This is a genomic window from Streptomyces sp. NPDC045695 (assembly GCF_056432025.1).
On record NZ_JBWKJU010000008.1, the window covers coordinates 71,703 to 96,181 of the forward strand.

General features: G+C 71.7%; 25 protein-coding genes and 1 tRNA gene. 11 read left to right on the forward strand and 15 right to left on the reverse strand.

Annotated elements, in window-relative coordinates:
• Positions 1-29 precede the first annotated feature (29 nt).
• Complete coding sequence (locus AC07DU_RS16420; protein ID WP_479111960.1) at positions 30-908, forward strand: spermidine synthase; 879 nt, start codon at positions 30-32, stop codon at positions 906-908.
• A gap of 150 nt (positions 909-1,058) precedes the next feature.
• Positions 1,059-1,709 carry a class I SAM-dependent methyltransferase gene (locus tag AC07DU_RS16425; protein WP_360898061.1) on the forward strand — a complete coding sequence of 217 codons (651 nt, stop codon included), beginning with the start codon at positions 1,059-1,061 and terminating at the stop codon, positions 1,707-1,709.
• 10 nt (positions 1,710-1,719) lie between these two features.
• On the opposite strand, the gene AC07DU_RS16430 is transcribed toward AC07DU_RS16425, so the two are convergent.
• Positions 1,720-2,277, reverse strand: a complete 558-nt coding sequence (locus AC07DU_RS16430) for a hypothetical protein (RefSeq protein ID WP_479035586.1) — start codon at positions 2,275-2,277, stop codon at positions 1,720-1,722.
• A 79-nt stretch (positions 2,278-2,356) separates the two neighbouring features.
• Between AC07DU_RS16430 and AC07DU_RS16435 the strand changes: the two genes are divergently transcribed.
• The 3 genes from AC07DU_RS16435 (at position 2,357) to AC07DU_RS16445 (ending at position 4,908) form a co-directional block, all read left to right on the forward strand.
• Entirely contained in the window at positions 2,357-3,043 is a 687-nt protein-coding gene (locus AC07DU_RS16435) for a response regulator transcription factor (protein WP_360898057.1), read from the forward strand.
• Positions 3,044-3,053: 10 nt separating this feature from the next.
• Complete coding sequence (locus AC07DU_RS16440) at positions 3,054-4,499, forward strand: sensor histidine kinase (protein ID WP_479111961.1); 1,446 nt, start codon at positions 3,054-3,056, stop codon at positions 4,497-4,499.
• Positions 4,500-4,611: 112 nt separating this feature from the next.
• Complete coding sequence (locus AC07DU_RS16445) at positions 4,612-4,908, forward strand: hypothetical protein (RefSeq protein WP_479111962.1); 297 nt, start codon at positions 4,612-4,614, stop codon at positions 4,906-4,908.
• A 66-nt stretch (positions 4,909-4,974) separates the two neighbouring features.
• On the opposite strand, the gene AC07DU_RS16450 is transcribed toward AC07DU_RS16445, so the two are convergent.
• Positions 4,975-5,475 (reverse strand): MarR family winged helix-turn-helix transcriptional regulator, encoded by a 501-nt coding sequence (locus AC07DU_RS16450; RefSeq protein ID WP_360898051.1) that lies wholly within the window; start codon positions 5,473-5,475, stop codon positions 4,975-4,977.
• A gap of 103 nt (positions 5,476-5,578) precedes the next feature.
• Between AC07DU_RS16450 and AC07DU_RS16455 the strand changes: the two genes are divergently transcribed.
• A complete protein-coding gene (locus AC07DU_RS16455) occupies positions 5,579-6,400 on the forward strand; it encodes an NAD(P)H-binding protein (protein WP_479111965.1) in 822 nt (273 codons plus the stop codon).
• A gap of 11 nt (positions 6,401-6,411) precedes the next feature.
• Here the strand turns inward: AC07DU_RS16455 and AC07DU_RS16460 are convergent, their stop codons facing one another.
• Positions 6,412-6,864, reverse strand: coding sequence for a MerR family transcriptional regulator (locus tag AC07DU_RS16460; RefSeq protein WP_479111967.1), 453 nt, complete (start codon positions 6,862-6,864; stop codon positions 6,412-6,414).
• Between the two features lie 101 nt (positions 6,865-6,965).
• Between AC07DU_RS16460 and AC07DU_RS16465 the strand changes: the two genes are divergently transcribed.
• Positions 6,966-7,793, forward strand: a complete 828-nt coding sequence (locus AC07DU_RS16465; protein WP_479111969.1) for an oxidoreductase — start codon at positions 6,966-6,968, stop codon at positions 7,791-7,793.
• An 88-nt stretch (positions 7,794-7,881) separates the two neighbouring features.
• On the opposite strand, the gene AC07DU_RS16470 is transcribed toward AC07DU_RS16465, so the two are convergent.
• The 4 genes from AC07DU_RS16470 to AC07DU_RS16485 are packed head-to-tail and all read right to left on the reverse strand — an operon-like array spanning position 7,882 to position 12,425.
• On the reverse strand, positions 7,882-9,228 hold the full coding sequence (locus tag AC07DU_RS16470) for a GH1 family beta-glucosidase (RefSeq protein ID WP_479035572.1): 1,347 nt from the start codon (positions 9,226-9,228) through the stop codon (positions 7,882-7,884).
• Positions 9,225-10,049 (reverse strand): carbohydrate ABC transporter permease, encoded by an 825-nt coding sequence (locus AC07DU_RS16475; RefSeq protein ID WP_360898041.1) that lies wholly within the window; start codon positions 10,047-10,049, stop codon positions 9,225-9,227. Before AC07DU_RS16475 ends, AC07DU_RS16470 begins: the two co-directional genes overlap by 4 nt.
• Entirely contained in the window at positions 10,049-11,041 is a 993-nt protein-coding gene (locus AC07DU_RS16480) for a carbohydrate ABC transporter permease (RefSeq protein WP_468811545.1), read from the reverse strand. The genes AC07DU_RS16475 and AC07DU_RS16480 overlap by 1 nt, the downstream gene beginning before the upstream one ends.
• Before the next feature lie 7 nt (positions 11,042-11,048).
• Positions 11,049-12,425 (reverse strand): ABC transporter substrate-binding protein, encoded by a 1,377-nt coding sequence (locus tag AC07DU_RS16485; protein ID WP_360898039.1) that lies wholly within the window; start codon positions 12,423-12,425, stop codon positions 11,049-11,051.
• Positions 12,426-12,529: 104 nt separating this feature from the next.
• Here AC07DU_RS16485 and AC07DU_RS16490 point away from each other — a divergent pair, with 104 nt between their 5' ends.
• Positions 12,530-13,573 carry a LacI family DNA-binding transcriptional regulator gene (locus tag AC07DU_RS16490; protein WP_479111972.1) on the forward strand — a complete coding sequence of 348 codons (1,044 nt, stop codon included), beginning with the start codon at positions 12,530-12,532 and terminating at the stop codon, positions 13,571-13,573.
• A gap of 48 nt (positions 13,574-13,621) precedes the next feature.
• On the opposite strand, the gene AC07DU_RS16495 is transcribed toward AC07DU_RS16490, so the two are convergent.
• The 4 genes from AC07DU_RS16495 to AC07DU_RS16510 form a co-directional block, all read right to left on the reverse strand.
• Positions 13,622-13,694, reverse strand: a tRNA-His gene (locus AC07DU_RS16495).
• Positions 13,695-13,800: 106 nt separating this feature from the next.
• Positions 13,801-14,403 (reverse strand): oligoribonuclease, encoded by a 603-nt coding sequence (orn, locus tag AC07DU_RS16500; protein ID WP_479111974.1) that lies wholly within the window; start codon positions 14,401-14,403, stop codon positions 13,801-13,803.
• A gap of 106 nt (positions 14,404-14,509) precedes the next feature.
• Complete coding sequence (locus AC07DU_RS16505) at positions 14,510-15,682, reverse strand: helix-turn-helix domain-containing protein (RefSeq protein WP_360898033.1); 1,173 nt, start codon at positions 15,680-15,682, stop codon at positions 14,510-14,512.
• A gap of 376 nt (positions 15,683-16,058) precedes the next feature.
• Positions 16,059-16,379 (reverse strand): hypothetical protein, encoded by a 321-nt coding sequence (locus AC07DU_RS16510; protein ID WP_453375161.1) that lies wholly within the window; start codon positions 16,377-16,379, stop codon positions 16,059-16,061.
• Positions 16,380-16,829: 450 nt separating this feature from the next.
• On the opposite strand from AC07DU_RS16510, the gene AC07DU_RS16515 reads away from it, so the two are divergent.
• Entirely contained in the window at positions 16,830-17,366 is a 537-nt protein-coding gene (locus AC07DU_RS16515) for a universal stress protein (protein WP_453375160.1), read from the forward strand.
• A gap of 97 nt (positions 17,367-17,463) precedes the next feature.
• Complete coding sequence (locus AC07DU_RS16520; RefSeq protein WP_360898027.1) at positions 17,464-18,030, forward strand: acetate uptake transporter; 567 nt, start codon at positions 17,464-17,466, stop codon at positions 18,028-18,030.
• Between the two features lie 101 nt (positions 18,031-18,131).
• Here AC07DU_RS16520 and glmS read toward each other — a convergent pair whose 3' ends face one another.
• The 3 genes from glmS to AC07DU_RS16535 form a co-directional block, all read right to left on the reverse strand.
• Complete coding sequence (glmS, locus tag AC07DU_RS16525) at positions 18,132-19,949, reverse strand: glutamine--fructose-6-phosphate transaminase (isomerizing) (RefSeq protein ID WP_360898025.1); 1,818 nt, start codon at positions 19,947-19,949, stop codon at positions 18,132-18,134.
• 65 nt (positions 19,950-20,014) lie between these two features.
• On the reverse strand, positions 20,015-20,290 hold the full coding sequence (locus tag AC07DU_RS16530; protein WP_360898023.1) for a hypothetical protein: 276 nt from the start codon (positions 20,288-20,290) through the stop codon (positions 20,015-20,017).
• Between the two features lie 97 nt (positions 20,291-20,387).
• Positions 20,388-21,275, reverse strand: coding sequence for a DUF4429 domain-containing protein (locus AC07DU_RS16535; RefSeq protein WP_479111976.1), 888 nt, complete (start codon positions 21,273-21,275; stop codon positions 20,388-20,390).
• Positions 21,276-21,326: 51 nt separating this feature from the next.
• Between AC07DU_RS16535 and AC07DU_RS16540 the strand changes: the two genes are divergently transcribed.
• On the forward strand, positions 21,327-22,922 hold the full coding sequence (locus AC07DU_RS16540) for a beta-N-acetylhexosaminidase (RefSeq protein WP_479111978.1): 1,596 nt from the start codon (positions 21,327-21,329) through the stop codon (positions 22,920-22,922).
• Positions 22,923-23,008: 86 nt separating this feature from the next.
• On the opposite strand, the gene AC07DU_RS16545 is transcribed toward AC07DU_RS16540, so the two are convergent.
• On the reverse strand, positions 23,009-24,340 hold the full coding sequence (locus AC07DU_RS16545) for a hypothetical protein (protein WP_479111980.1): 1,332 nt from the start codon (positions 24,338-24,340) through the stop codon (positions 23,009-23,011).
• Positions 24,341-24,479 lie beyond the last annotated feature (139 nt).

The following is a 24,479-nucleotide window of genomic DNA, read 5'->3' on the forward strand; positions in this document are numbered from 1 at the left end:
GACTGCCGCCGAGCGGGGACAATGGGACCGTGGCGGGCAAGGACAGGACCAAGGGCAAGCAGCGCGGACGGGCTGCCGCGGAGGCGGTCGTCGGACAGGTGGACGGCGGCCGGGCGGAGCTGGAACCGGACCGCGAGCGCGCCGGCGCCTGGACCCTGCTGATCGACGGAGCCCCGCAGTCGCACGTGGACCTGGACGATCCCGGGTACCTGGACTTCGCCTACCAGCGGCGGATCGGCCACCTGATCGACCTCGCCGCGCCCGCCCGCCAGCCCCTGAACGTGGTGCACCTGGGCGGCGGCGCCTTCACCCTCGCCCGTTACACCGCCGCCTCCCGCCCGCGCTCCACCCAGCAGATCGTGGAGATCGACGCCGCCCTGGTGGCCTTCGTACGGCAACACCTGCCGCTGGACCCGCAGGCGCGGGTCCGGGTCCGGGCGCTGGACGCGCGGGCCGGCCTGGCCAAGGTGCCGGACGGCTGGGCGGACCTGGTGATCGCGGACGTGTTCAGCGGCGCGCGGACACCGGCGCACCTGACGAGCACCGAGTTCCTGGACGAGGTACGCCGCGCCCTGGCGCCCACCGGGTGGTACGTGGCCAATCTGGCGGACGGTCCGCCGCTGGCCCACCTGCGGAGCCAGATCGCGACGGCCGCGTCCCGGTTCACGGAGCTGGCGCTGGCCGCGGATCCGGTGGTGTGGCGGGGGAAACGGTTCGGCAACGCCGTCCTCGTGGCGGCCGACCGCGAGCTGCCCGTCGCCGAATTCACCCGCCGGGTCGCGAGCGACCCGCACCCGGGCCGGGTCGAGCACGGCCGGGTCCTGGCGGACTTCGCGGGCGGCGCGGCGCCGGTCGCCGACGCCTCCGCGGTGGCCTCGCCGCAGCCGCCGCCGTCGGTCTTCCGCTGAGCGGTGCGGGTGCGCCGTCGCGTTCCCGATCCGCGGGCGATCTGCCGGATAAAGATCGGCAGAGTACTCCCGGCGGGCGGTCCCCGTGCGTAGCCTGTGAAGCCCTAGGAGGGTCGCCCCTCCTACGACGCGTTCAGGAGACGGCCAAAGATGTCTGATTTCCCCGCAACCTCCGGTGCCCCGACCCCCGGGACCCCGGCGTCCGGTGCTCCCAGCACCGCAGGTTCCGACTACACCCAGCGGCTGGCCCGCCTGGAGCAGTCCGGGATCAAGCGGCTGCTGCCGACGCAGGCGCCGTACCGGTGGAACCTGCAGCGCCTGCAGCTGGGCCGGGTCCTCGACATCGGCTGCGGTCTGGGGCGCAACCTGCTCAACTGCGGCCCCGACAGCGTCGGAGTCGACCACAACCCGCACTCGGTACAGACCTGCCGCGAGCGCGGACTGAACGCCTACACCCCCGACGAGCTGGCCGCGGCCCCGGACTGCGGGCCCGGGTCCTTCGACAGCCTGCTGGTCGCGCACGTGCTGGAGCACGTCGACGAGGAGACCGCGGCGGCGCTGCTGGAGCAGTACCTCCCGCTGGTCAAGCCGGGCGGCTCGGTCGTCATGATCACCCCGCAGGAGGTCGGCTACCGCTCGGACGCCACCCACATCCGCTGGGTCGGCTTCGAGGAGCTGCGCCGGCACGCGGGCAAGGCGGGGATCGCGGTCCGCCGGACCTACTCCTTCCCCTTCCCCCGCCCGATGGGCAAGGTCTTCCCGTACAACGAGTTCGTGCTGGTGGGAACCGTCCCGGCGTGATCCGTACGTTCTAAGGGTCGACGATCTCGACCCGCGGCGGGTGGTCGTGCCAGGTGCAGAACACCGACACCTCGCGGCCGTCCCGGGTGAAGGTGACCCGGATCCAGTAGTCCTGCTTCCACACCTGCATCCGCCAGCCCGCCGCCGGGGTCGCGGAGACCAGCTCCGCCGAGGAGGCCCCTAGGTCGAAGACGACCCGGCCGCCCGAGACGGGATACGCCTTGACCGTGTCCGCGCTCCCGCCCTCCCCCTGCTGCTGGGGGCGGGAGCCGGCCGGAGGCTTCGCCGAGGGCGGGCCGGGGGAGGCTCCGGCGGCCGGCGAGCCGGCCGGGGCGGAGGAGGCGGAGGGCGACGGGGACGCGGACTGCGAGGGCTGCGGATCCTGCGGGTCCGCCGTGCGGTGCGGGTGCTGGGTCGAGGAGGACAGGGGCAGGGTGGCCAGCGGCACCGCGAGCGGCGGATCGTAGGCCGTACCCGACATGACCGCGTGCACGCCCCACCAGGACAGCGTCACCGCCGCCCCGGTGGCCAGCGTCCAGGCCATGGCATGGAGAAGTCCTCGTCGCATCAGGGCACATACTGCACCACCCGTCACACAAGCCGCCCGCCACCCCGCTGAGTCCCCCGAATGGACTACGGTGCGGGCCATGGCAAGTGTGCTCGTGGTCGAGGACGACCAGTTCGTACGTTCCGCCCTCATCCGGCACCTCACCGAGGCCTCCCACACCGTGCGGAGCGTCGGCACGGCCCTGGAAGCCCTGCGCGAGGTCGCGCACCACCGCTTCGACGTGGTCATCCTCGACCTGGGGCTGCCCGACCTGGACGGGTCGGAGGCGCTCAAGATGCTGCGCGGCATCACCGACGTGCCGGTGATCATCGCCACCGCGCGCGACGACGAGGCGGAGATCGTTCGGCTGCTCAACGACGGCGCCGACGACTACCTGACCAAACCCTTCTCCGTTGAGCACCTCTCCGCCCGCATGGCCGCCGTGCTGCGCCGCTCCCAGGCGGCCGGGGCCGAACCGCTGTCCCGCGTCCTGCGCGTGGGCGGGCTCGCCATCGACCCGCTGCGCCGCCAGGCCGAGCTCGACGGGGCGGTACTGGACCTCACCCGGCGGGAGTTCGACCTGCTGGCCTTCCTCGCCGGGCGGCCCGGGGTGGTCGTGGCCCGGCGCGAGCTGCTCGCCGAGGTCTGGCAGCAGTCGTACGGGGACGACCAGACCATCGACGTCCACCTGTCCTGGCTGCGCCGCAAGCTCGGCGAGACGGCCGCCCGGCCGCGCTACCTGCACACCCTGCGGGGCGTCGGCGTGAAGCTGGAGCCGCCGCAGTGAGGGGCTCGCTGTGAGATGGGCGCTGGTCAAGGTGTGCCTCGCGGTCACCGCGATGGTGGTCGTGGCCTTCGCCGTACCGCTCGGGCTCGTCGTCCAGGAGATGGCCAGCGACCGGGCCTTCTCCAACGCCGAGCGGCAGGCCGCGACCATCGGGCCGACCCTCTCGATCACCACCGACCCGGTGCAGCTGCGCAAGGCGGTGGAGTCGACGCAGATGGGCGCCGCCCGGCGGATGGCCGTCCACGTGCCGGCGATCGGCGCGGACGCCCCGGTGGAGATCGGCGGGGGCTGGGCGGGCGAGCACGCCGTGGCCGAGACCCGGCGGATCGGACGGGCCACGACGGCCTCCGTGGCGGGCGGGGGCTCGGCGCTGCTCCAGCCGACCGCGCTCGGGTCCGGGGACATCGCCGTGGTGGAGATCTACGTACCGGAGAGCGAGGTCAGCAACGGCGTCGCGACCGCCTGGCTGGTCCTCGCGGGCGTCGGACTGGCGTTGATCGTGGGCTCGGTGGCGGTCGCCGACCGGCTCGGCGCCCGGCTCGTACGGCCCGCCGAGCGGCTCGCGGACGCCGCGCACCAGCTGGGCGAGGGCAGGCTCGGCGCGCGGGTGCCGGAGGCCGGGCCGAAGGAACTGCGCTCGGCGGCCGTCGCGTTCAACGCGATGGCGGACCAGGTGGTCCAACTCCTGGCAAACGAGCGGGAGTTGGCCGCCGACCTGTCGCACCGGTTGCGGACGCCGCTGACGGTGCTGCGGCTCAACACGGCCTCGCTGGGCGACGGTCCGGCCGCCGAGCAGACCCGGTCGGCGGTGGAACAGCTGGAACGCGAGGTCGACACCATCATCCGTACGGCCCGCGAGCAGCGCCCGGCCACGGGGCTGGCCGGCGCGGGCTCGGGCGCCGGCGCCGGGGCCGGGGCCGGGGCCGGGTGCGATGCCTCCGAGGTGATCCGCGACCGCATGGCCTTCTGGTCGGCGCTCGCGGAGGACGAGGGGCGCGAGGTGCGGCTCGCGGGGGTGGACCGTACGGTACGGATCCCCGTGGCCCGCCCCGAACTCGCCGCCGCGCTCGACGCCATGCTCGGCAACGTGTTCCGGCACACCCCCGAGGGCACCCCCTTCGCGGTGGACGTCCACGACGCCGGGGACGCGGTCATCGTGCTCGTCTCGGACGCCGGCCCCGGCATCGCGGACCCGGACGCCGCGCTGCGCCGCGGCAACGACGGCGGCCGCGACGGGTCGACGGGGCTCGGCCTGGACATCGTGCGCCGGGTCGCGGAGTCGACGGGCGGTGACCTGCGGCTGGGACGCTCGGTGCTGGGCGGGACCGAGGTCCGGGTCTGGATCGGCCTGGACGGGCGGACCCGCGGCGGCCCCGACGGCGGGCGGGGGCGGCGGGGGCGGCGCGGCAGTCGGCGCAGCAGGGGCGCGCGCCTAGGCACACCTCGTAGCCCGTAGCCCGTAGCCCGTAGCGCCTGGCCCGTGGTCCGTAGCCCCGCACGGACGGGGGCGCACATGTTGCTGCGGCCCCGGTCCGCCCCGAGTGTGGGCGTGAGGGAAGGAGTCACGCATGAGAGTCGTGCTCAGGGCCCACTTCGACACGGCCGCCACCAACGAGGGCATCGCGACGGGCGCCCTGACCCAGGCCATGAAGAAGCTGATGGACAGGGTGAAACCGGAGGCGGCCTACTTCGGCCTGCACGAGGGCGTGCGCTCCTGCTGGATGGTCTTCGACCTCCAGGACAGCGCGATGATGCCGTCGCTGACGTGGGACCTGCTGCACCAGTTCAACGCCGAGGTCGAGGTCGCTCCGGTCATGAGGCCCGAGGAGCTGGTGGAGGCTCTGGGGGCGTTGCAGGGCTCGTGACGGCCGGAGCTCGGTCCGGAGCTCGGTCCCGGGCTCGGGCCGGAGCTCAGTCGCGCTTGCACGAGCTCAGTCGCGGTCGCCCGCGGTCAGGCGCTTGGCCTGGGCCCGGCCGACCTCGGCGGCGCGGTGCAGGTAGTCGGCGATGACGGCGAGCTCGGTGTCGGAGTAGCTCTCCAGTACGGCGCCGAAGGCGCGGCCCGGGGTGTCCCAGGCCGCGCCGATCCGTTTCCGGGCCTCGGGGGAGAGGGAGACGAGGGAGCGGCGGCGGTCGTTCGGGTCGGAGTGCCGCTGGACGACACCGGCCTTGACCATGCGGTCCACGAGGCGGGTGGCGGAGCCGGAGGTCAGACCGGTGAGGCGGGCGATGTCGCCGGTGCTGACGGGCTCGGGCTCCATGTCGAGGAGCGCGACGCACTGCATGTCGGTGGGGTGCAGGCCCACGTGGTCGGCCATGGCCTGGTTGAAGAGGGAGTAGTCGGCGTAGTGCCGCTGGCTCTCGGTGACGATGCGCGCGAGCAGCTCGGCCCGGCTCCACTCCTCACCCGAACGAGGGGAATCAGTTGACATCGGCTTCTCCATGCTCCAAATTTGTCTGTGTGGCGCAGAGAATGTATCGCACAGAATCTGTGTCACGTATCTATCCTACCTCCAGTCAGAACGGGACACAGTCATGTCGATCCTCGTCACCGGCGGCCGAGGCGCCGTCGCCCGCGGCCTGTGCGACCTCCTCGCCGCCCGCGGCATCGCGCACCGCATCGGCTCCCGCGAGCGCGAAGCCCCGGGCGCCGTCCACTGCGATCTCACCGACCCTGCGACCTTCGGCGGCGCCCTCGCCGATGTCCGCTCCGTCTTCCTCTATGCCGAGGCCTCCGGCGTCGACGCCTTCGTCAAGGAGGCCGTCGCCGCGGGAGTGGAGCACGTAGTGCTCCTGTCCTCCTCCTCGGTGCTCAGCCCCGGCGCCGCCGACAGCCCCCTCTCCGCGGCCCATCTCGCCGTCGAGGAGGCGCTGTTGGCCTCCCCGCTGCGCACCACCCTGCTGCGCCCGGGGTCCTTCGCGAGCAACGCCCGCGGCTGGGCCTGGTCGATGAAGTCCGGCCGCCCGGTGCACCTGCCCTACCCCGGCGCCTACGCCGACCCGGTTCACGAGGCCGACCTCGCCGAGGCCGCCTTCGCCGTCCTCACCGACCCCGCCCTCGCCGGCCGCGCCTACACGCTGACCGGCCCGCAGTCGCTGACGTTCGCGGCGCAGATCGCGATAGTCGGCGAAGTCCTCGGCCGCTCCATATCCTGCGAGGCCGTGTCGGCCGAGCAGTGGAAGGCCGAGGTCGACGGCTACATCCCCGGGCCCTACGCCGATGCGCTGCTGGAGTACTGGGCCTCCACTGACGGCCTCCCGGTCGAGATCACCCCTGCCGTCGAGCACCTCACCGGCCACCCGGCCCGCACCTTCAGGACCTGGGTCGAGGACCATGCCGACGCCTTCTCGGCCTGAGGGCCGGGTGATCACGCACCCTCTGACGAAGGGCACTCCTGGTGAGTGCCGGCCTGCGGGGCATCCGAGCGCGACGGATTCCAGAGCCGGTCGGCCTCGCCGCGGGCGAGGTGGTCCTCGTAGATCCTCACCTTGTACCGCATGACGTCCATGGTCTCGTGCAGTTCCCGGATCTGCGCCTCCACGTGCTGTTCGTGCCGGCGCAGCAGCGCGAGCCGCTCGTGCTCGTTGCCCGGGCCCTGGCGGGCCAGCTCGATGTACTGCCGGATCGTTGCCAGCGACATGCCGGAGGACCGCAGCTTCGTGCAGATCGCCAGCCATTCGAGATCTTCCTCGTAATAGATCCGGCGGCCGTTGGGCAGGCGGCGTACCGGGTTGGCGAACAGGCCCTCCCGCTCGTAGAACCGCAGCGCGTGGACGCTGAGTCCGCTGCGCTCCGCCACCTCACCGATGCTCAGGTCCATGAGTGACCCCCGTCACACAGCTCTTGATCTAGACCCGACTCTAGCTTCTAGCGTCGAGCCGTCGGCCCGTGGGGCGATCGACATCGGAGCAGGGGGAGAGCATGGGCGTTTGGTTTGTCACTGGTGCGTCGCGCGGGCTTGGTGCGGAGATCACCCGTGAGGCGCTGGACCGGGGACACAGCGTGATCGCTACGGCGAGAGACGTGTCGGCGGTGGAGCAGGCCCACCCTGACCACCCCGAGGGCTTGCTGGCCGTGAGGGCGGACGTGACGGAACCGGAGCAGCTGGCTGCCGCCGTGGAGGCGGGCCTGGCGAGGTTCGGCCGCATCGACGTCGTGGTCAACAACGCCGGCTACGGGCTGGTGGGCGCGGTCGAGGAGGTCTCCAACAAGGCGGCCCGGGATCTGTTCGACGTCAACGTGTTCGGTGTGCTGAACACGCTGCGGGCGACGCTGCCGACGCTGCGCGCCCAGCGATCGGGACATGTCGTGAACATCGGCTCCGTGGGCGGCTTCGCCACCGCTCCGGGGGTCGGCGTGTACGGGGCGTCGAAGTTCGCCCTTGAGGGCATCTCCGAGGCGCTGCACGCCGAGCTGGCCCCGTTGGGCGTCCACGTCACGATCGTGGAGCCCGGCGGCTTCCGCACCGACTTCCTCCACCGGTCGAGCATCCGGGTCGAACCGGCCTCCATCGCCGACTACACCGCCGGCGCGGGGCCGGTGCGCGAGGCGCTCGCCGCCAACGACGGCCGCCAGCCGGGCGATCCGGCAAAGGCGGCGAAAGCCGTCGTCGACCTCACCGAGGCCGCCCAGCCGCCTCTGCGCCTGCAGTTGGGTGCGGACGCGGTCGAGCGCGTCGAGGCGAAGCTGGACCTCGTGCGACGGGAACTCGACCAGTGGCGCCACGAAGCACTCGCCACCGGCATCTGAGCAGCCGTCCGCACCCGGACCGCCCTGCCCCGGCCCCCGGCCGTCGACCCGGCGGATCCCGCCGAGGTCGCGGCCGTGGCCCGCAAGGTCACATGACCCCCTTGCGGGCCAGGCGGGCGTACCAGTGGGCGCTGGAGCGCGGGGTGCGGGCCTGGGTCTCGTAGTCGACGTGCACGATGCCGAAGCGCTTGCTGTAGCCGTAGGACCACTCGAAGTTGTCCATCAACGACCAGAGGAAATAGCCCTCGACCGGAGCGCCGTCCTCCCGCGCGCGGTGGAGGGCGGCGAGGTGGGCCTCCAGGTAGGCGATCCGCTCCGGATCGTCCAGGTCCTCGCCGTACGCGGCGCCGTTCTCCGTGACCAGCAGCGGCAGCCCGGGTGCCTCGCGGGTGAAGCCCATCAGCAGGTCGTACAGGCCGCTCGGATCGATCGACCAGTTCATGTCGGTCCGCTCGCCCGGCGGCTGGTGGAAGGCCACCCCGTCCGCCGCCGGCCAGGGGGAGTGGTCCGTGGAACCGTGGCCGTCGGCGCGCGGGCCCTGCCCGTCGGGCGCCGCCGAGACCACCGCCGGGGTGTAGTAGTTCACGCCGAGGAAGTCCAGCGGCTGGTGGATCAGGGCCTCGTCGCCGGGGCGGACGAACGACCAGTCCGTCACCTCGGCGGTGTCCGCGAGCAGGTCCCGCGGATAGGCCCCGTGCAACAACGGCCCGGTGAAGATCCTGTTGGCCAGGGCGTCGATGCGGCGCCGCGCGTCCACGTCGGCCTCGGAGCCGGTCAGCGGCCGCACCGCGCTCGGGTTCAGCGCGATGCCCACCCGGGCCGAGGCGGGCAGCGCGGCGGCGGCCAGGCCGTGCGCCAGGTTGAGGTGGTGGGCGGCGCGCAGGGAGTCGGCCGGGGAGGTGCGGCCCGGAGCGTGGACCCCGGAGGCGTAACCCAGGAAGGCGCTGCACCAGGGCTCGTTGAGGGTGGTCCACAGCTCCACCCGGTCGCCCAGCGCCCGGCCGACCTGCTCGGCGTACCGGGCGAAGGCGTAGGCCGTCTCCCGCTCGGGCCAGCCGCCGGCGCTCTCCAGCCCCTGCGGCAGGTCCCAGTGGTACAGCGTCACGCAGGGCTTGATCCCGTACGAGAGCAGCTCGTCGACGAGCGCGTCGTAGAAGCCGATCCCGCCGGCGAGCACCCGCGGCCAGGACACCGAGAACCGGTACGCCCCGAGCCCCAGTTCCGCCATCAGCCGGACGTCCTCGCGCCACAGCCGGTGGTGGTCGACGGCCACCTCGCCGGTATGGCCTCCGTACACCTTCCCCGGCGTACGGCAGAAGGTGTCCCAGATCGACGGCCCGCGCAGCCCCGCCGCGCCCTCGATCTGGAAGGCGGCCGTGGCCGCCCCCCACAGGAAACCGTCGGGGAAGCGCAGTTCCCCTGTCGTGTCCGTCATCCCTTCACCGCTCCTTGCATGATGCCGCCGACGATCTGTCGGCCGAAGACGAGAAACACCAGCAGCAGCGGGAGCGTGCCCAGCAGCGCGCCCGCCATGATCACCGACTGGTCGGGGATGTAGCCCCGGCCCAGTCCGGTCAGGGCCACCTGCACCGTCGGGCTGCCGTTCTGGGTCAGCGCGACGATCGGCCAGAAGAAGTCGTTCCAGGCCATGACGAAGGTCAGCATGGCCAGCACCGCCATGGCCGGACGGGCGGCCGGGAACACCACGTGCCACACGATCCGCAGCGAGCTCGCCCCGTCCGTGCGCGCCGCCTCCACCAGCTCCGACGGCAGCGCCTGCGCCAGGTACTGCCGCATGAAGAAGACCCCGAACGCGGACACCAGCGTCGGCAGGATCACCGCCTGCAGCCGGTCCGTCCACGACAGCCGGGCGATCAGCATGTACAGCGGGACCACGCTCAGCTGCGGCGGGATCAGCATCGTCCCCACGACGAGGGACATCAGCAGCCGGCGACCCCGGAAGCGGAGCTTGGCGAAGGCGAAGCCCGCCAAGGTGGAGAAGAGGACCGTTCCGGCCGCGACCGTCCCCGCCACGATCACCGTGTTCAGCAGGGCCGTGCCCATGTTGGCGTCGGTCCACGCGACCTGGAGGTTGTGTCCCAGGTTCCCGCCGAACCAGAACGGCGGCGGGGTCTGCGCCAGGCGCGTATTGCTCCGGGAGGCCGCGATCGCCGTCCACACGAGCGGGAAGAGCGAGCCGGCGGTGAAGAGGGCGAGCACCACGTAGGTGAACCGGCCCGCACGCAGTGACTTCATCAGGAGTCCTTCCGTCCGCGCAGCAGCCGCGCCGCCCCGGCGATCAGGAGCAGGATCAGGAACATCGCCCAGGCGATGGCCGAGGCCCGCCCGAGGTGCAGGTTCACCCAGCCCTGCTCGTACAGGTACAGCCCGAGCGTCTGGAACTGGTGGTCCGAGCCGCCCGTCGCGCCCGCCCCGCCGTTGAACAGCAGCGGCTCACCGAACAGCTGGGTCGCCCCGATCGTCGACACCACACAGGTGAAGAAGATCGTGGGCCGCAGCGAGGGCACCGTCACGTGGAGGAACTGCTGCCAGCGCGAGGCCCCGTCCAGTGCCGCGGACTCGTACAGCTCGCCCGGCACGGCCTGCATGGCCGCCAGGTAGATCAGGGCGTTGTACCCGGTCCACCGCCAGATCACGATGGTGGAGACCGCCAACTGGGAGGCGAAGGTCCCGTTCTGCCAGTCGACCGCCTCGAAACCGAGCGACGACAGCGCCCAGTTGACCATCCCGTAGTCCCGGCCGAAGAGCAGCACGAAGACGAGCGTGGCCGCCGCCACCGAGGTCGCGTACGGGGTGAGCACCGCGACCCGGAAGAAGGCCGAGCCGCGCATCTTGTAGTTGAGCAGATGGGCCAGCCCGAGCGCGATCGCCAGCTGCGGCACCGTGGACAGCAGCCCGATGGTGAAGGTGTTGCGCAGCGCGTTCCAGAAGAACTCGTCGTCCCACAACCGGGTGAAGTTCTTCAGCCCGACCCACGTCATGCTGTCCGGATCGGTGAGCTCCACCTGGTGCAGCGCCGCCCAGCCCGTGTAGAGCAGCGGGAACAGCCCGAAGGCGGCGAAGAACAGGAAGAAGGGCGCCACGAAGGCGTACGGGCTGGCGCGCAGGTCCCAGCGGTAGCGGCGCGAGCGCCACACCTGCCTGCGCCCGCCCCGGCCACCCCCCTCCGCCGCCGGCCGCTTCGGGCCGACGGCGGAGGGGGACAGGACGGCCGTCTCGTCCGTCACGGCCGCCTCACCGGTCCAGGGCGTTGTCGATCGCCTTCACCGCGGCCTCCCAGCCCTCCTGCGGCGAGCGGCCCTTCTGGTCGACCTGGAGCATCCCGATGTCCGCCAGGTTCTGCGCGATGACCAGGTCCTTGGGGCCGACCACCGTCACCGGCACCCCCTCGGCCGCCTTCGCGAAGATCTCCCCGATCGGGGCCCCGCCGAAGTACTCGTGCTTCGCGCCCGACACCGCCGGCAGCTTGTACGCGGCGCTCGCGCTCGGGAAACTGCCGCGCTTCTCGAAGAGCTTGGCCTGCTGCGCCGGAGCCGTCAGCCAGGCCGCCAGCTTCGCCGCCTCCTCGGCGTGCTTGCCCGCCTTCGGCACCACCAGGAAGGAGCCGCCCCAGTTGCTGGGCTTCGGCGCCTGCGCCACGTCCCACTTGTCCTTACCCGCCGGACCCGCCTTGTCCTGGATGTAGCCGAGCATCCAGGCCGGGCAGGAGACCGTCGCGAACGAGCCGTTGGAGAAGCCCTGGTCCCAGGCCGGGGTGAACTGCTGGAGCTTGGCGCTCAGCCCCTCGGTGGCGAAGGAGGCCGCCAGGTCGAAGGCCCCGCGCACCGCCGGGTTCGTCTTGTAGACGACCTGGCCCTGCTCGTCGTAGAACCGCTGCGCGCTGCCCCCGGTGACCGCCGTCATCACACCCGAGGCGGAGTCGACGAAGGCCTTGCCGTCGCCGGCCTTCGCCTTGTACGCCTTGCCCGCCTCCAGGTACTTGTTCCAGTCGCCCGCCCACAGCGCCCCGACCGCCGCCCGGTCACTGGGCAGCCCGGCCGCCTCGAAGAGGTCCTTGCGGTAGCAGATGCCCTGCGGGCCGATGTCGGTGCCGAGGCCGACCGTGGCCCCGCCCTTCGCCGCGCTCGCCGTGCCCTGCGCCCACTTCCACGGCAGGTACGCGGCCTTGTCCACGCCGGGGGCCTTGCCCAGGTCCACCAGCTTGTCGGCCTGGGTGGCGGTGATCTCCGCGATGTTGTTGACCTCGACGGCCTGGATGTCGGCGAGCCCGCTGCCCGTGCCCAGGTGGGTCAGGAGCTGGGGGTAGTAGTTCTCGTTGCGCTCGATGGAGGTCTGCTCGATGCGGATCCCGGGATTCTGCGCCATGTACTCGTCGTAGAGCCCGGCCTCCTGGAGGCCGAAGGCCCCGAAGACCCCGACGGTGAGGGTGGTCTTCGCCTTGCCGTCACCGGTCGGGTCGCCCTTGCCGGAGCTCTCCTTCGGGTCCTCGGCGCATCCCGCGAGCAGCAGGGCCGCGGCCCCGATCGCCGTGACGGTGGTGACGAAACTTCTTCGGGCGCCTGCTCGCGCTCGTGTTCGGCCTTGCGATCGGGCCTGTATCTGGGCTCGCATGGGCTTCCTCCCTGAAGGACGCAAACGTGCCGGGGTGTCGTGTGACACAGTGTGGGAGCGCTCCCACAGTCGTCAAGAGGTAGATTCACAACCGGGAGGAAGCCATGAACGGGTACGGGCGCAGTGGGGGACGACCGACCCTGGAGGAGGTCGCGGCGCGCGCCGGAGTCGGACGCGGCACGGTCTCCCGGGTGATCAACGGATCCTCCAAGGTCAGCGAGCACACCAGGGCCGCCGTCGAGGCGGCCGTCGCCGAGCTGGGGTACGTCCCCAACCGTGCGGCCCGGGCGCTCGCCGCCAACCGCACCGACGCCATCGCCCTCGTGATCCCCGAGCCCGAGGCGCGCTTCTTCGCCGAGCCGTACTTCTCCGAGGTGGTCCGCGGGGTCGGCGCCGCCCTCGCCGAGACCGACGTGCAGCTCGTCCTCACCCTGGCGGGCAGCGACCGCGAGCGCCGCCGCCTGGCCCAGTACCTGTCCGGGCACCGCGTCGACGGGGTGCTGCTCGTCTCCGTGCACGCCGGGGACCCGCTGCCCGAGCTGCTCGCCGAGCTCGGCATCCCGACGGTGATCAGCGGCCGGCGCTCCGCCGCCGAGACCCTGCCCTGCGTGGACTCAGACAACTTGGCGGGCGCGGCCGAGGCCGTACGCCACCTCCTCGAACGGGGCCGGCGCACCCTGGCCACGATCGCCGGCCCGCAGGACGTGTACGGGGCCCAGTGCCGCCTCGACGGCTACCGGCAGGCCCTGGCCGCCGCCGGACACCCCGTCGACGAGCAGCTGATCGCGGTCGGCGACTTCACCGAGGACGGCGGCCGCCGGGCCATGCGCGAGCTGCTGGAGCGCCGCCCCGGCCTCGACGCGGTCTTCGCCGCCTCGGACGTCATGGCGGCGGGCGCCCGGCGGGAACTGCGAGCGGCCGGCCGCCGCATCCCGCAGGACGTGGCGCTGGTCGGCTTCGACGACTCGGTGGTGGCCCGGCACATGGACCCGCCGCTGACCAGCGTCCGCCAGCCGATCGAGGAGATGGGCCGGACCATGGCCCAGGTGCTGCTGGAGCACATCGCCGGCCACCGGGAAGACGGCGGGGAGCCGGACGGGACCGCCGTCGTCCTGCCCAACCGGCTGGTGGTCCGCGAATCCTCGTAGGACATGCAGAAGGCCACGGCCGCTTTCGCGGCCGGGGCCTTCTCGCAGGGTGAGTGACGGGACTTGAACCCGCGGCCACCTGGACCACAACCAGGTGCTCTACCAACTGAGCTACACCCACCATGTCCGGTCGGAAAACCGACCGGCCGAAGAAAAGGGTACAGGGTCCGGGAGGGTGCTCGCTCCCCCGTTTCCCCGCCCCCCTCCCCGGTAGGGCGAGACCCCCGCTAGGCGCCGGGAGAAGTGTGCTTGGCGGCGATGGTGCGGGCGGTGTCCGAGTCGGGCCCGGGCCGCGGCACGAAGACCGCCTCCCGGTAGTAGCGCAGCTCGGTGATGGAGTCCTTGATGTCCGCCAGCGCCCGGTGGTTGCCGTTCTTCGGCGGGCTGTTGAAGTACGCCCGCGGGTACCAGCGGCGCGCGAGCTCCTTGACCGAGGACACGTCCACGATCCGGTAGTGCAGGTAGCTCTCCAGCGCCGCCATGTCGCGCAGCAGGAAGCCGCGGTCGGTGCCGACCGAGTTCCCGCAGAGCGGGGCCTTGCCGGGCTCCTTCACGTGCTCCCGTACGTAGGCCAGGACCTGCGCCTCGGCATCGGCGAGGGTGGTGCCGCCGGCCAGTTCGTCGAGCAGTCCGGAGGCGGTGTGCATCTCGCGCACCACGTCGGGCATGGTCTCCAGGGCCGCGTCCGGCGGGCGGATCACGATGTCCACGCCTTCGCCGAGCACATTGAGCTCCGAGTCGGTGACCAGTGCGGCCACCTCGATAAGTGCGTCGTCCGTCAACGAGAGCCCGGTCATCTCGCAGTCGATCCACACCATGCGATCGTTCATGTGTCCCACCTTATGCGGTCGCTCGGGGGCCGGACCGCATATGCGGAAGGTCCCCCATCGGCGGTGACCGGTGGAGGACCTTCGCCTGCCCTGCCCCTCGCGGGAGCTACGCGTGTTCCCGCAGGACACGCCCCGGGCCGTACAGCTCGGTGACGGTGGGGCCGGCCGCGGCCAGAGCCGCCGCCGCCCGATGCGGCTGCGGAGTGCGCTGGTGCGGAACCGGACCCGAGTTCATCTCGGCCGCCTGCGCCACGTCGGCCTGCGGCCGGCGTGCCCGGTAGGCGGAGCGGTAGGCGGCCGGGGAGGACCCCAGCTGCCGCCGGAAGTGACCGCGCAGGGCCACCGGCGAGCGGAACCCGCAGCGTCCGGCGACCTCGTCGACCGAGTAGTCCGAGGTCTCCAGCAGCCGCTGCGCCTGGAGCACCCGCTGGGTGATCAGCCACTGCAGCGGCGCGCTGCCGGTGAGCGAGCGGAACCGGCGGTCGAAGGTGCGCCGGCTCATGTACGCACGGGCCGCCAGGGTCTCCACGTCGAACTGCTCGTGGAGGTGCTCCAACGCCCAGGCGACGACCTCGGCCAGCGGGTCGGCGCCGATCTCCTCCGGCAGCGACCGGTCGAGATAGCGCTCCTGGCCGCCGGTGCGGCGCGGCGGGACGACGAGCCGGCGGGCCAGGGCCCCGGCCGCCTCGCTGCCGTGGTCCGTGCGCACGATGTGCAGGCACAGGTCGATTCCGGCCGCGGTGCCCGCGGACGTGAGCACGTCGCCGTCGTCGACGAACAGTTCGCGCGGATCGACGTGGACGGACGGGTACCGCTTGGCCAGCGTCGGCGCGTACATCCAGTGCGTCGTCGCGGGCCGGCCGTCCAGCAGACCGGCGGCGGCGAGCACGAAGGCCCCCGTGCACAGTCCGACGATCCGGGCCCCCTCCTCGTGCGCCAGACGCAGCGCGTCGAGCGCCTCCGGCGGCGGCGGTGAGGTGATGGAACGCCAGGCGGGCACGACGACCGTGCCTGCCCGGGCGATCGCCTCCAACCCGTATGGCGCGGTCAGTTCGAGTCCGCCGGTGGTCCGCAGCGGACCGTCCTCACCGGCGCACACGAGCAGTCGATAGCGTGGAACTCCCGCGTCCTGCCGGTCAATGCCGAACACGGAAAGTGGAATGGAGCTCTCGAAGATCGGTCCGCCGCTGAAGAGCAGCACCGCGACGATCTCCCTGCGGCGACGCCCCGCGAGCTTCCTGCCCGCGTCAGCGATGACTGCGGTGGAATCCTGGCTCATGGCGCTAAGCCCCCCTTGGGTGTCGCGACTCCTTGGTCTGGTCGCACCTGCACGTTTCCCCTCGGCCTTGCACGTGGATCCCCCGCCGTAAATACATGATCGAATCTACTGCGTCCCGTGGTGTCGGCGTGACAAGTTCAGCACGCAGCGCTATGTCGACTTCTCAACTTGGCGAAAAGCATTCGATCAGGATCCGTTCCGCTCCGCTACCCGATCGAGATGTGCGTCGGCCGCCCGTGGCCAGTACCCGTACGGCCAAAACGCCCCCCGAGGTCCGTCATCGCTGGTGATGACGGGCAAGGGGGGACATTCCGGCAAGGAGGGCACCCTGCCGGGAAGTTGGCCGAAAACGTGCGGGTGTGGATGTGCGAATGAGTCAGTCGTGCGGGCGGGCGGGGCCGGACCCCTGGCAGCCGCGCCGGTTTCCGGCCCCGCCGCGCGAGTGCCGACCGCGGTGGCCGGGCGCCTCCCGCTGCTCCGGCCGCACCCGGGCCTCGGCCTGCCGCGTCCTCTCCGAGTGGCGCAGCAGGACCCGGCACGCGGCCGTGACGGCGAGCAGGCCGAGGGTCGCGACGGCGGCCCCACCGAAGGAGGTCCCGTAGACGACGAGGACCACCGGGACGAGCAGGCAGCTGAAGGCGGCCCAGCGCACGACGTCGCCCGCCGGGTCGTCCGCGGGCCGCCCGGCGGGCTGCACGGACGAGTGAAGGGCCGGACGGCCGGAAGTGGTGAAAGGGGGGGTCCCGGACCGGCCGGACCGGATGGACCGGGCGGACTGCGTCGGCTGAGCTGGCTGGACGGGGTGAACCGGATGACCGGGCACGGCGTGCTCCCTGCGGGCTCTTACCTGGAGGTCGGACTCGTGTCCAACGCCGCGCGGCGGGGCTCGGTCACTGCGCGCACGGGTGGCGAAACCCCCGTCTCGTCACTGCCTGTAGGGGGCAGCGGCCATTGCCAAGCAGCGCGCGCTCCGGCATGCTCCCTGGGACGCTCTCCAAGGGCGGCAAGCCCTGTGCAGGACAGGAGTGTCGCCGTACCCTGGGGGGTATGGGCTTGGGAAGATGCTTCCCGGACAGAGCTCCGTCACCCAGCGTCGCCGCTTTCGCCCCCTGTTCCTTCCTCCAAGGACCTCTTCACCGAGACACCCATGGCCGGTCACGAATTCTCCGAACCCGCGGACCGCAAGCGCAAACGCCTCGCCGCCGACCCCGCGTCGGCCGCCGACCTGCGCGCGGTGGAACAGACGCGCATGCCCTGCGACCCGGCCTTCCGGCACGGGGTCGTGGTGGGATTCGACGGATCCACGTCCAGTGAGCGCGCCCTCGCGTACGCGATCGGCATGGCCCGCCGCTCCGGCTCCGGTCTGATCATCGTCCATGTCGCGAACCGGCTGCCCACGACCGTGTGGGCCGGGTGCGAGCCGCCGGTGTTCGTGGACGTGCCCGACCACCGCACCGAGGTGCTCGGGCTGGAACTGGCCTGCGCGGACTACCTGGCCGAAGTGCCGTGGATCCTGGTCGAGCGCGGTGGTGACATCTGCCATGAGCTGGAGGAGGTCGGCCGGGAGTATTCGGCCGACGCCATCGTGGTCGGATCCACGCACGGGATCGTGGGGCGGATCTTCGGCTCGGTGGCCGGACGCTTGGCCAAGCGCGCACAGCGACCGGTCGTTGTCATTCCGTAACTGCTTGTTAACCGATTGTGCGGTTGTGCCCCCGTGTAAAGGGTAGATAAATGCTGCTGGGACGCAGCAAACAACTGCAGATCGAAGGGAGCCCGCCGTGGACAATGGTGTCTCTGCGGGAAGCACGGCCTCGACTTCGACCCTCGGGCACATAGCCCTGGGTCTGACCCTTCTCGCATTCGGTATCGGCCACACCGGTGTCATCGACGGTGTGACCGCTGCCAACTCCGTGTCGCTCGCGATGTACGTCGGCGGCGCCGCCCTCTTCCTCCTCGGGCTCCTCGAGTACCGCGGCGGCAACGGGTTCAACGGCACCGCGTTCGCGGGCCTCGGCATCTTCTGGTTCACGTGGGCCAAGGGCGCGGGGGGCTCGGTCTCCGACGAAGCCGCCGGAACGTTTCTTGTCCTGTTCGCGATGCTCGCGCTGAGCCTCACGGTCGCCGCCGCGAGCGGTGTGTTCGGCCAGGGCGTCTACGCCCTGCTGACCCTGTCCCTGGTCCTGCTGGCGGTCGGCGCGTTCGCCGACAGCGGCGGGCTGGCCAAGGTCGCCGGCTGGGTGGCCGCCGTGTCCGGACTGCTGGCCTGGTACGGGGCCACCGCGGCCCTCGCGCACTGGCCGATGGCCCTGGGCAAGAGCCGCCGCGGCGCGGTCGCCGCGGGCTGAGCGCCACATGAGCCGACCCCCGTGCGCACGGCGCACGGGGGTCGGCTCATGTGAGGGCTCGTCTGAGGACTCCTGGGAGGACTCCTGGGGACGGGCCGTGACTACTCGACCGTGACCGACTTCGCCAGGTTCCGCGGCTTGTCGATGTCCCGGCCCATGGCCAGGGCCGTGTGGTACGCCAGCAGCTGGAGCGGGATGCCCATCAGGATCGGGTCGAGCTCGTCCTCGTTCTTCGGCACCACGATGGTGTGGTCCGCCTTCTCCTGCTCGCGGTGCGCCACCGCGAGGATCCGGCCGCTGCGGGCCTTGATCTCCTCCAGCGCCGCACGGTTCTTCTCCAGCAGGTCGTCGTCCGGGACGATGGCGACCGTCGGCAGCGAGGGCTCGATCAGCGCGAGCGGACCGTGCTTGAGCTCGGAGGCCGGGTAGGCCTCGGCGTGGATGTAGGAGATCTCCTTCAGCTTGAGGGAGGCCTCCAGCGCCACCGGGTAGCCGCGCACCCGGCCGATGAACATCATCGACTTGGCCTCGGCGAACTCGGCCGCCAGCTTCTTGATGTCCTCTTCGCCGTCGAGGATCTCCTGGATCTGCGCGGGCAGCTTGCGCAGGCCCTCGATGATCCGCTTGCCGTCGGTGACCGAGAGGTCCCGGATGCGCCCCAGGTGCACGGCGAGCAGCGCGAAGGCCACGACCGTGTTGGTGAAGCACTTGGTGGAGACGACGCAGACCTCGGGACCGGCGTGCACGTACACGCCGCCGTCGGCCTCGCGGGCGATCGCGGAGCCGACCACGTTGACGACGCCGAGGACGCGGGCGCCCTTGCGCTTGAGCTCCTGGACGGCCGCGAGGACGTCGTAGGTCTCACCGGACTGCGAGACCGCGATGTAGAGGGTGTCGGGGTCCACGACCGGGTTGCGGTAGCGAAACTCCGAGGCCGGCTCGGCGTCCGCGGGGATGCGGGCCATGCCCTCGATGAGGCCGGCGCCGATGAGGCCCGCGTGGTACGAGGTGCCGCAGCCAAGGATCTTGACCCGGCGGATGCCGCGCGCCTCGCGCGGGTCCAGGTTCAGGCCGCCCAGGTGGACGGTGTTGAAGCGGTCGTCGATCCGGCCGCGCAGCACGCGGTCGACCGCGTCGGGCTGCTCGGAGATCTCCTTGTGCATGTAGGTGTCGTGACCGCCCATGTCGTAGGAGGCGGCCTCCCACTCCACGGTCTCCGGCGTGGCGGTGGTGGTGGCACCGCTGGTGGTGTAGGTGCGGAAGTCGTCGGCCTTCAGGGTGGCCATCTCGCCGTCGTCGAGGGTGACGACCTGGCGGGTGTGGGCGACCAGGGCGGCGACGTCCGAGGCGACGAACATCTCCTTCTCGCCGATGCCCAGGACGACGGGGGAGCCGTTGCGGGCGACGACGATGCGGTCGGGGAAGTCGGCGTGCATGACGGCGATGCCGTAGGTGCCCTCGATCGCCTTGACGGCCTCGCGCACCTTCTCCTCCAGGGAGTCGGCCACCGAGCGGGCGATCAGGTGGACGATCACCTCGGTGTCCGTCTCCGAGACGAAGACGACGCCGTCGGCCTCCAGCTTGGCGCGCAGCTCGGAGGCGTTGTCGACGATGCCGTTGTGCACGACGGCGACCTTGTTGTCGGCGTCGAGGTGCGGGTGCGAGTTGATGTCGCTCGGGGCGCCGTGGGTGGCCCAGCGGGTGTGGGCGATGCCGGTGGTGCCGGCGAAGCGCTTGGGAACGCGGGACTCCAGCTCGCGGACCCGGCCCTTGGCCTTGACCACCTTGAGGGCGGCGGCCTTGGGGCTGTTCACGACGATGCCCGCGGAGTCGTATCCGCGGTACTCCAGCCGCTGCAGACCCTCCAGCAGCAGCGGTGCGACGTCACGCTTGCCGATGTAACCGACGATTCCGCACATACGGTTTAGCCCCTCCTGAAGTTCGGTTCATAGTGCTCGTTCGCGGCCGCGGGTGCGGCGCCGGATCAGCCGTAGACGATGCGGCGCAGCTGCCGCAGCGAGAGGTCCGCAGGCGCCACCGCGCGGTGCGGCAGCTCGGCCGCGATCCGCTCGAAGATCTCCGCGTTCACCGCTCCGCCGGCTTGCATCTCCCGGTGGCGTCGGCGGACGAACTCCTCGGTCGTCTCGTCGAAGTACGCGAGCACGTCGAGCACCACCCGGGCGGCTTCGCCTCGCTGCAGCGAGGTGCTGCGCACCAGGTGGTCGACGAGGTCGTCATGCGACGGGCGGCGATCGAGCACCCGTAGATACTGGCGGCTTCAGGCGTTGAAAGCAAAGATTCTGCCCGAATCCGGGCAGGATGGCCCTGGTCTGGACCACAGGAATGGGTCGGTCCGGTTAGAAACACCGCAAAACGGCCTGTTTCGCCGCCGTGAACTCCTCGGCCGTCAGGACACCCGCCTGGTGGAGATCGCCCAGCTCCCGCAGCCGCCTGAGCAAGGCGTCGTGGTCCTCGCCGGGGGCGGCCGCCGCGCCGAGCTTCCCGGCAGCGTCGCCGGCCGCGTCGGCCGGGCCCTCCTGCGGCGCCGCCGGGTGGGGCATCCGTACGGCCACGGCCGCCGCTACGAGGGCCATCAGAGGGTCCTTCTTGAAGCCGAAGAGCTCCACCGTGTGCGGGTCGTACTTGGGCGCCGGTGCCGGCGGGGCGCCTGCCGGCGTGAACCGCAGCCAGCCGTTCTCCAGCCCCTTCGACGGCGACCACTCCACCGTCCGCAGGTCCGCGACCCGAAATTCCCGCGGCCCGCCGGAGCGCTTGGCCTCCTCCGTGGTCCAGTTCCACTCCAGGGCCACCCGGTCGCCGTCGAAGGACACCGTCCCGTCGCCCGCGCCCACCGCGATCGGTACGGCCGGCCCCGGCAGCAGGTACCGGTCCACCGGGCCGGGGTCCACCTGGTCCAGCAGCAGGGCGGTGCGCACCTCCTCCACGAAGTACTCGGCGACCCCGCTGCGGTCCGCCTCCACGGTCAGCCGGTACGGGTCGCAGGCCTCCGGCAGCCGCCCGCCCGTCACCTGGAGCAGCGGGTCGGCGCCCTCACGCAGACGCAGGCGCAGCCGGCCCGCCTTGCGGCTCGGCTCGTAGGAGATCCCCGCGAGCGCGTGCAGCGGTACGACCACCTCGCCGAGGGTCTGCCGCAGCAGCGCCACCCCCTTGTCGCGGCCCGGCACGATGCGCACCGCGTCCCCGTCGAAGCTCCAAGTGCCGTCCTTCTGGATGATTTCCGCCATCCGGCGATTCTCCCACCGTCCTGGACGGGCCAGTTGGCCTATACCTGGGCCATGAGAGTCCTGCGACTGCGACGCACGCTCGGTACGCTCCTCGCCCTCGGCGTCCTGGGTGGTTCCGTTTCCTGCACCGCCGCCCACGGGGACGACGCCAGACCCGCCGACGACCCGCCCGCCGCGCTCACCCCCTTCGAGGCGCTGCTGCCGGCGCCAGCCTCCGTACGGGCGGCGGGCCCAGGCTATGCCCTCGGACCGGGCACGGTCCTCCGTACCGGCGCCGGCCCCGACGAGGAGGTTCACCGGGTCGGCGACCTCCTCGCCCAGCAGCTGCGCGGCCCCAGCGGGCTGCCGCTGCCGGTGGTGGACGGCGACCGGGGGGACGGGATCCGCCTCGGCATCGACGAGGAAGCCGCAGGCCTGGGGGACGAGGGGTACCGGCTGGAGTCCGGCCCCGGCGGGGTCACCCTCACCGCACGGACGCCGGCGGGGCTCTTCCACGCGGGGCAGACCCTGCGCCAGCTGCTGCCGGTGACCGGTCGCGGGACGGTGCCCGGCGGCACGGTCACCGACCGGCCGCGCTTCCGGTACCGCGGGGCCATGGTCGACATCGCCCGCCACTTCTTCAGCGTGGAGCAGGTCAAGAGGTACGTGGACCAGCTCGCCCAGTACAAGGTCAACACCCTGCACGTGCACCTCACCGACGACCAGGGCTGGCGCATCGCCATCGACTCCTGGCCGAGGCTCGCCGAGTACGGCGGCGTCGGCGAGGTCGGCGCCGGCCCGGGCGGCCACTGGACGAAGGAGGAGTACCGGGACCTGGTGGCCTACGCGGGCGAGCGGTACGTGGACGTGGTCCCCGAGATCGACATGCCGGGGCACGTGAACGCGGCCCTGGCCTCGTACGCGGAGCTGAACTGCGACGGGAAGGCCCCGCCCCGGTACACCGGGGTCAAGGTGGGCTTCAGCTCGCTGTGCGTCGGCAAGGAGCGGACGTACGCGTTCGTCGACGACGTGCTCGGCGAGATCGCGGCCCTCACGCCCGGCCGCTACCTCCACATCGGCGGCGACGAGGCGCACTCGACGCCGGCGGCGGATTACGCCGCCTTCATGGACCGGGCCCAGGCCGTGGTGGGGCGGTACGGCAAGACGGTGGTGGCCTGGCACCAGCTGGCGGCGGCGCGGCCGGCGCCGGGGGCGGTGCTCCAGTACTGGGGCCACGACCGGACCACAGCCGCGGAGAAGACGAAGGTGGCCGCGGCGGCCAAGGCGGGCCACCCGCTGATCCTCTCGCCCGCGGACCGGCTGTACCTGGACATGAAGTACGACGCGACGACGAAGCCGGGGCTGGCGTGGGCCGGGTACGTCCCGGTCGAGCGCGCGTACTCCTGGAACCCGGGGGCCTACCTGGCCGGCGTCCCGGAGTCCGCCGTCCTCGGCGTGGAGGCCCCGCTGTGGACGGAGGCGGTCACGACGCGCGCGGAGTGGGAGCTGATGGCCTTCCCCCGCGTCCTGGGCCTGGCGGAACTGGGCTGGTCCCCGGCGGCCGCCCGCGACTGGACCGCGTACAGCCGCCGCCTGGCCGCGCAGGCACCGCGCCTGGACGCCCAGGGCGTCACCTTCTACCGCGCCCCGGACGTGCCCTGGTCGTAGCCGCTGCGGCGGCTCGCATCAGCCGAGGGTCCGGATCAGCCGACGGTCCGGATCAGCCGACGGTCCGGATCAGCCGACGGTCCGGATCAGCCGACGCGCCGGCGGTCCGGCGCGTCGGAGACCGAACGCTGCGCGGGGATGCGCCGCAGGGGTGCGGGCACCGAAGACCGCCTGCGCCTGACGTACCGGCGCACCCGCCGGGCGAGGCGGCGCGCCAGCGCGGCCGCCACGGGCACGACCACCAGGCCCCCGATGAACACGGCCAGCACGGCGAAGGCGATGAAGGGCCGCGGCTCGGGGGCGGCCTTGACCTTGTCCTCGGTGTAGAAGTCGTACCAGACGAAGACGCACTGCACGATCGTCAGCGAGGTCAGGGCGACGATCACCTTGTTACGGAACTCGTCGCGCCGGTTGGCCACCCGCTCGCGCCGCAGGTTGAAGATCTCCCGCAGGGCGGCCATCCGGTCCGTGAGAGTGCGGCCCTCGTCCGAGATGCCCCACGCCTGGTCCACCGTGTTCTTCACGGTCAGCTGTGAGTTGGAGGTGTAGCGGATGCTTTCGCTGAAGATCACACTGCGGAAGGTCGCCTTGTCCGTGAGGTCGAGGATCTCGTCGTACTGGCGGTCGATCTCCGCCTGGTTGTCCGGGCCGTCGACTTCGATGCGCATCAGCTGAGTGGAGGTGAGCCGGGTGGCGTCGTCGATGATCAGCCAGTTCTGCGAGGCGAGGATCAGGCCGTTGATGTACTCCTGCAGGCACTCCTCGTCCGGGTCCTCGATGCGCGAGAAGAGGTAGCCCACGGTGCAGGACGTGGCCCCGAGGGTGCACGTCACTCCCACCCGCACACTGACCGGCACGTTCTCGCCCGGATCGATCAGGATCCGGTGCCACCACAGCATCCGCTCCGCCGGCAGCATCCCGTCCCCGGCCTGGCGCTCGCTCACGGCGTCGAGCGGCACCAGCGTCCGCTTCATGTGTTCGCACCAGATGCGGATCTGACGGCCCAGCGCCTTGCGGTAGGGGGCTTCCAGATCCCTGAGCTCCTGGCCGCGCCCCGGCTTGTCGATGTGGAGGTCGATGTCGTCGGGACACTCCGGCAGTTCGAGGACGGCGAAGCCGATCGACAGGCTGCTGACGTAGATGCGCGCGGTGAAGTCCACCCCGAGCTCCGCGTCCTGGACGCGGACCGTCCCGTCGAGGACCGCGTTCTCGATGCGCGCCGCGTGGTTGGGCTCCGGGTAGTCCAGGACGATGTGCTCGTCGGCCGAATCGTCCCCGTCGTCGTGCGCCGAAGGCGCCGGCCGCAGTCCCGGGAAGCAGGCCCGCAGGGGTTCCACGACTGCCGCACGGTCCTCGATCAGGCTGCTGAGCAGGAAGTCGACCGGTAGCGAGAACGTGACCACTGCGATGATGCGCACCGAGCCTCCAGGGCGGACTGGGGGAAGGCACTGGCCGTCCAGTCCCCTCCCGGCTGGACAGGGATCGGTCCGGGCCGGTAGGACAGTAACGTAATTCAAAGGCCAATTCACCTGCGAAAGAAGGCGATTCGGCTGTCCA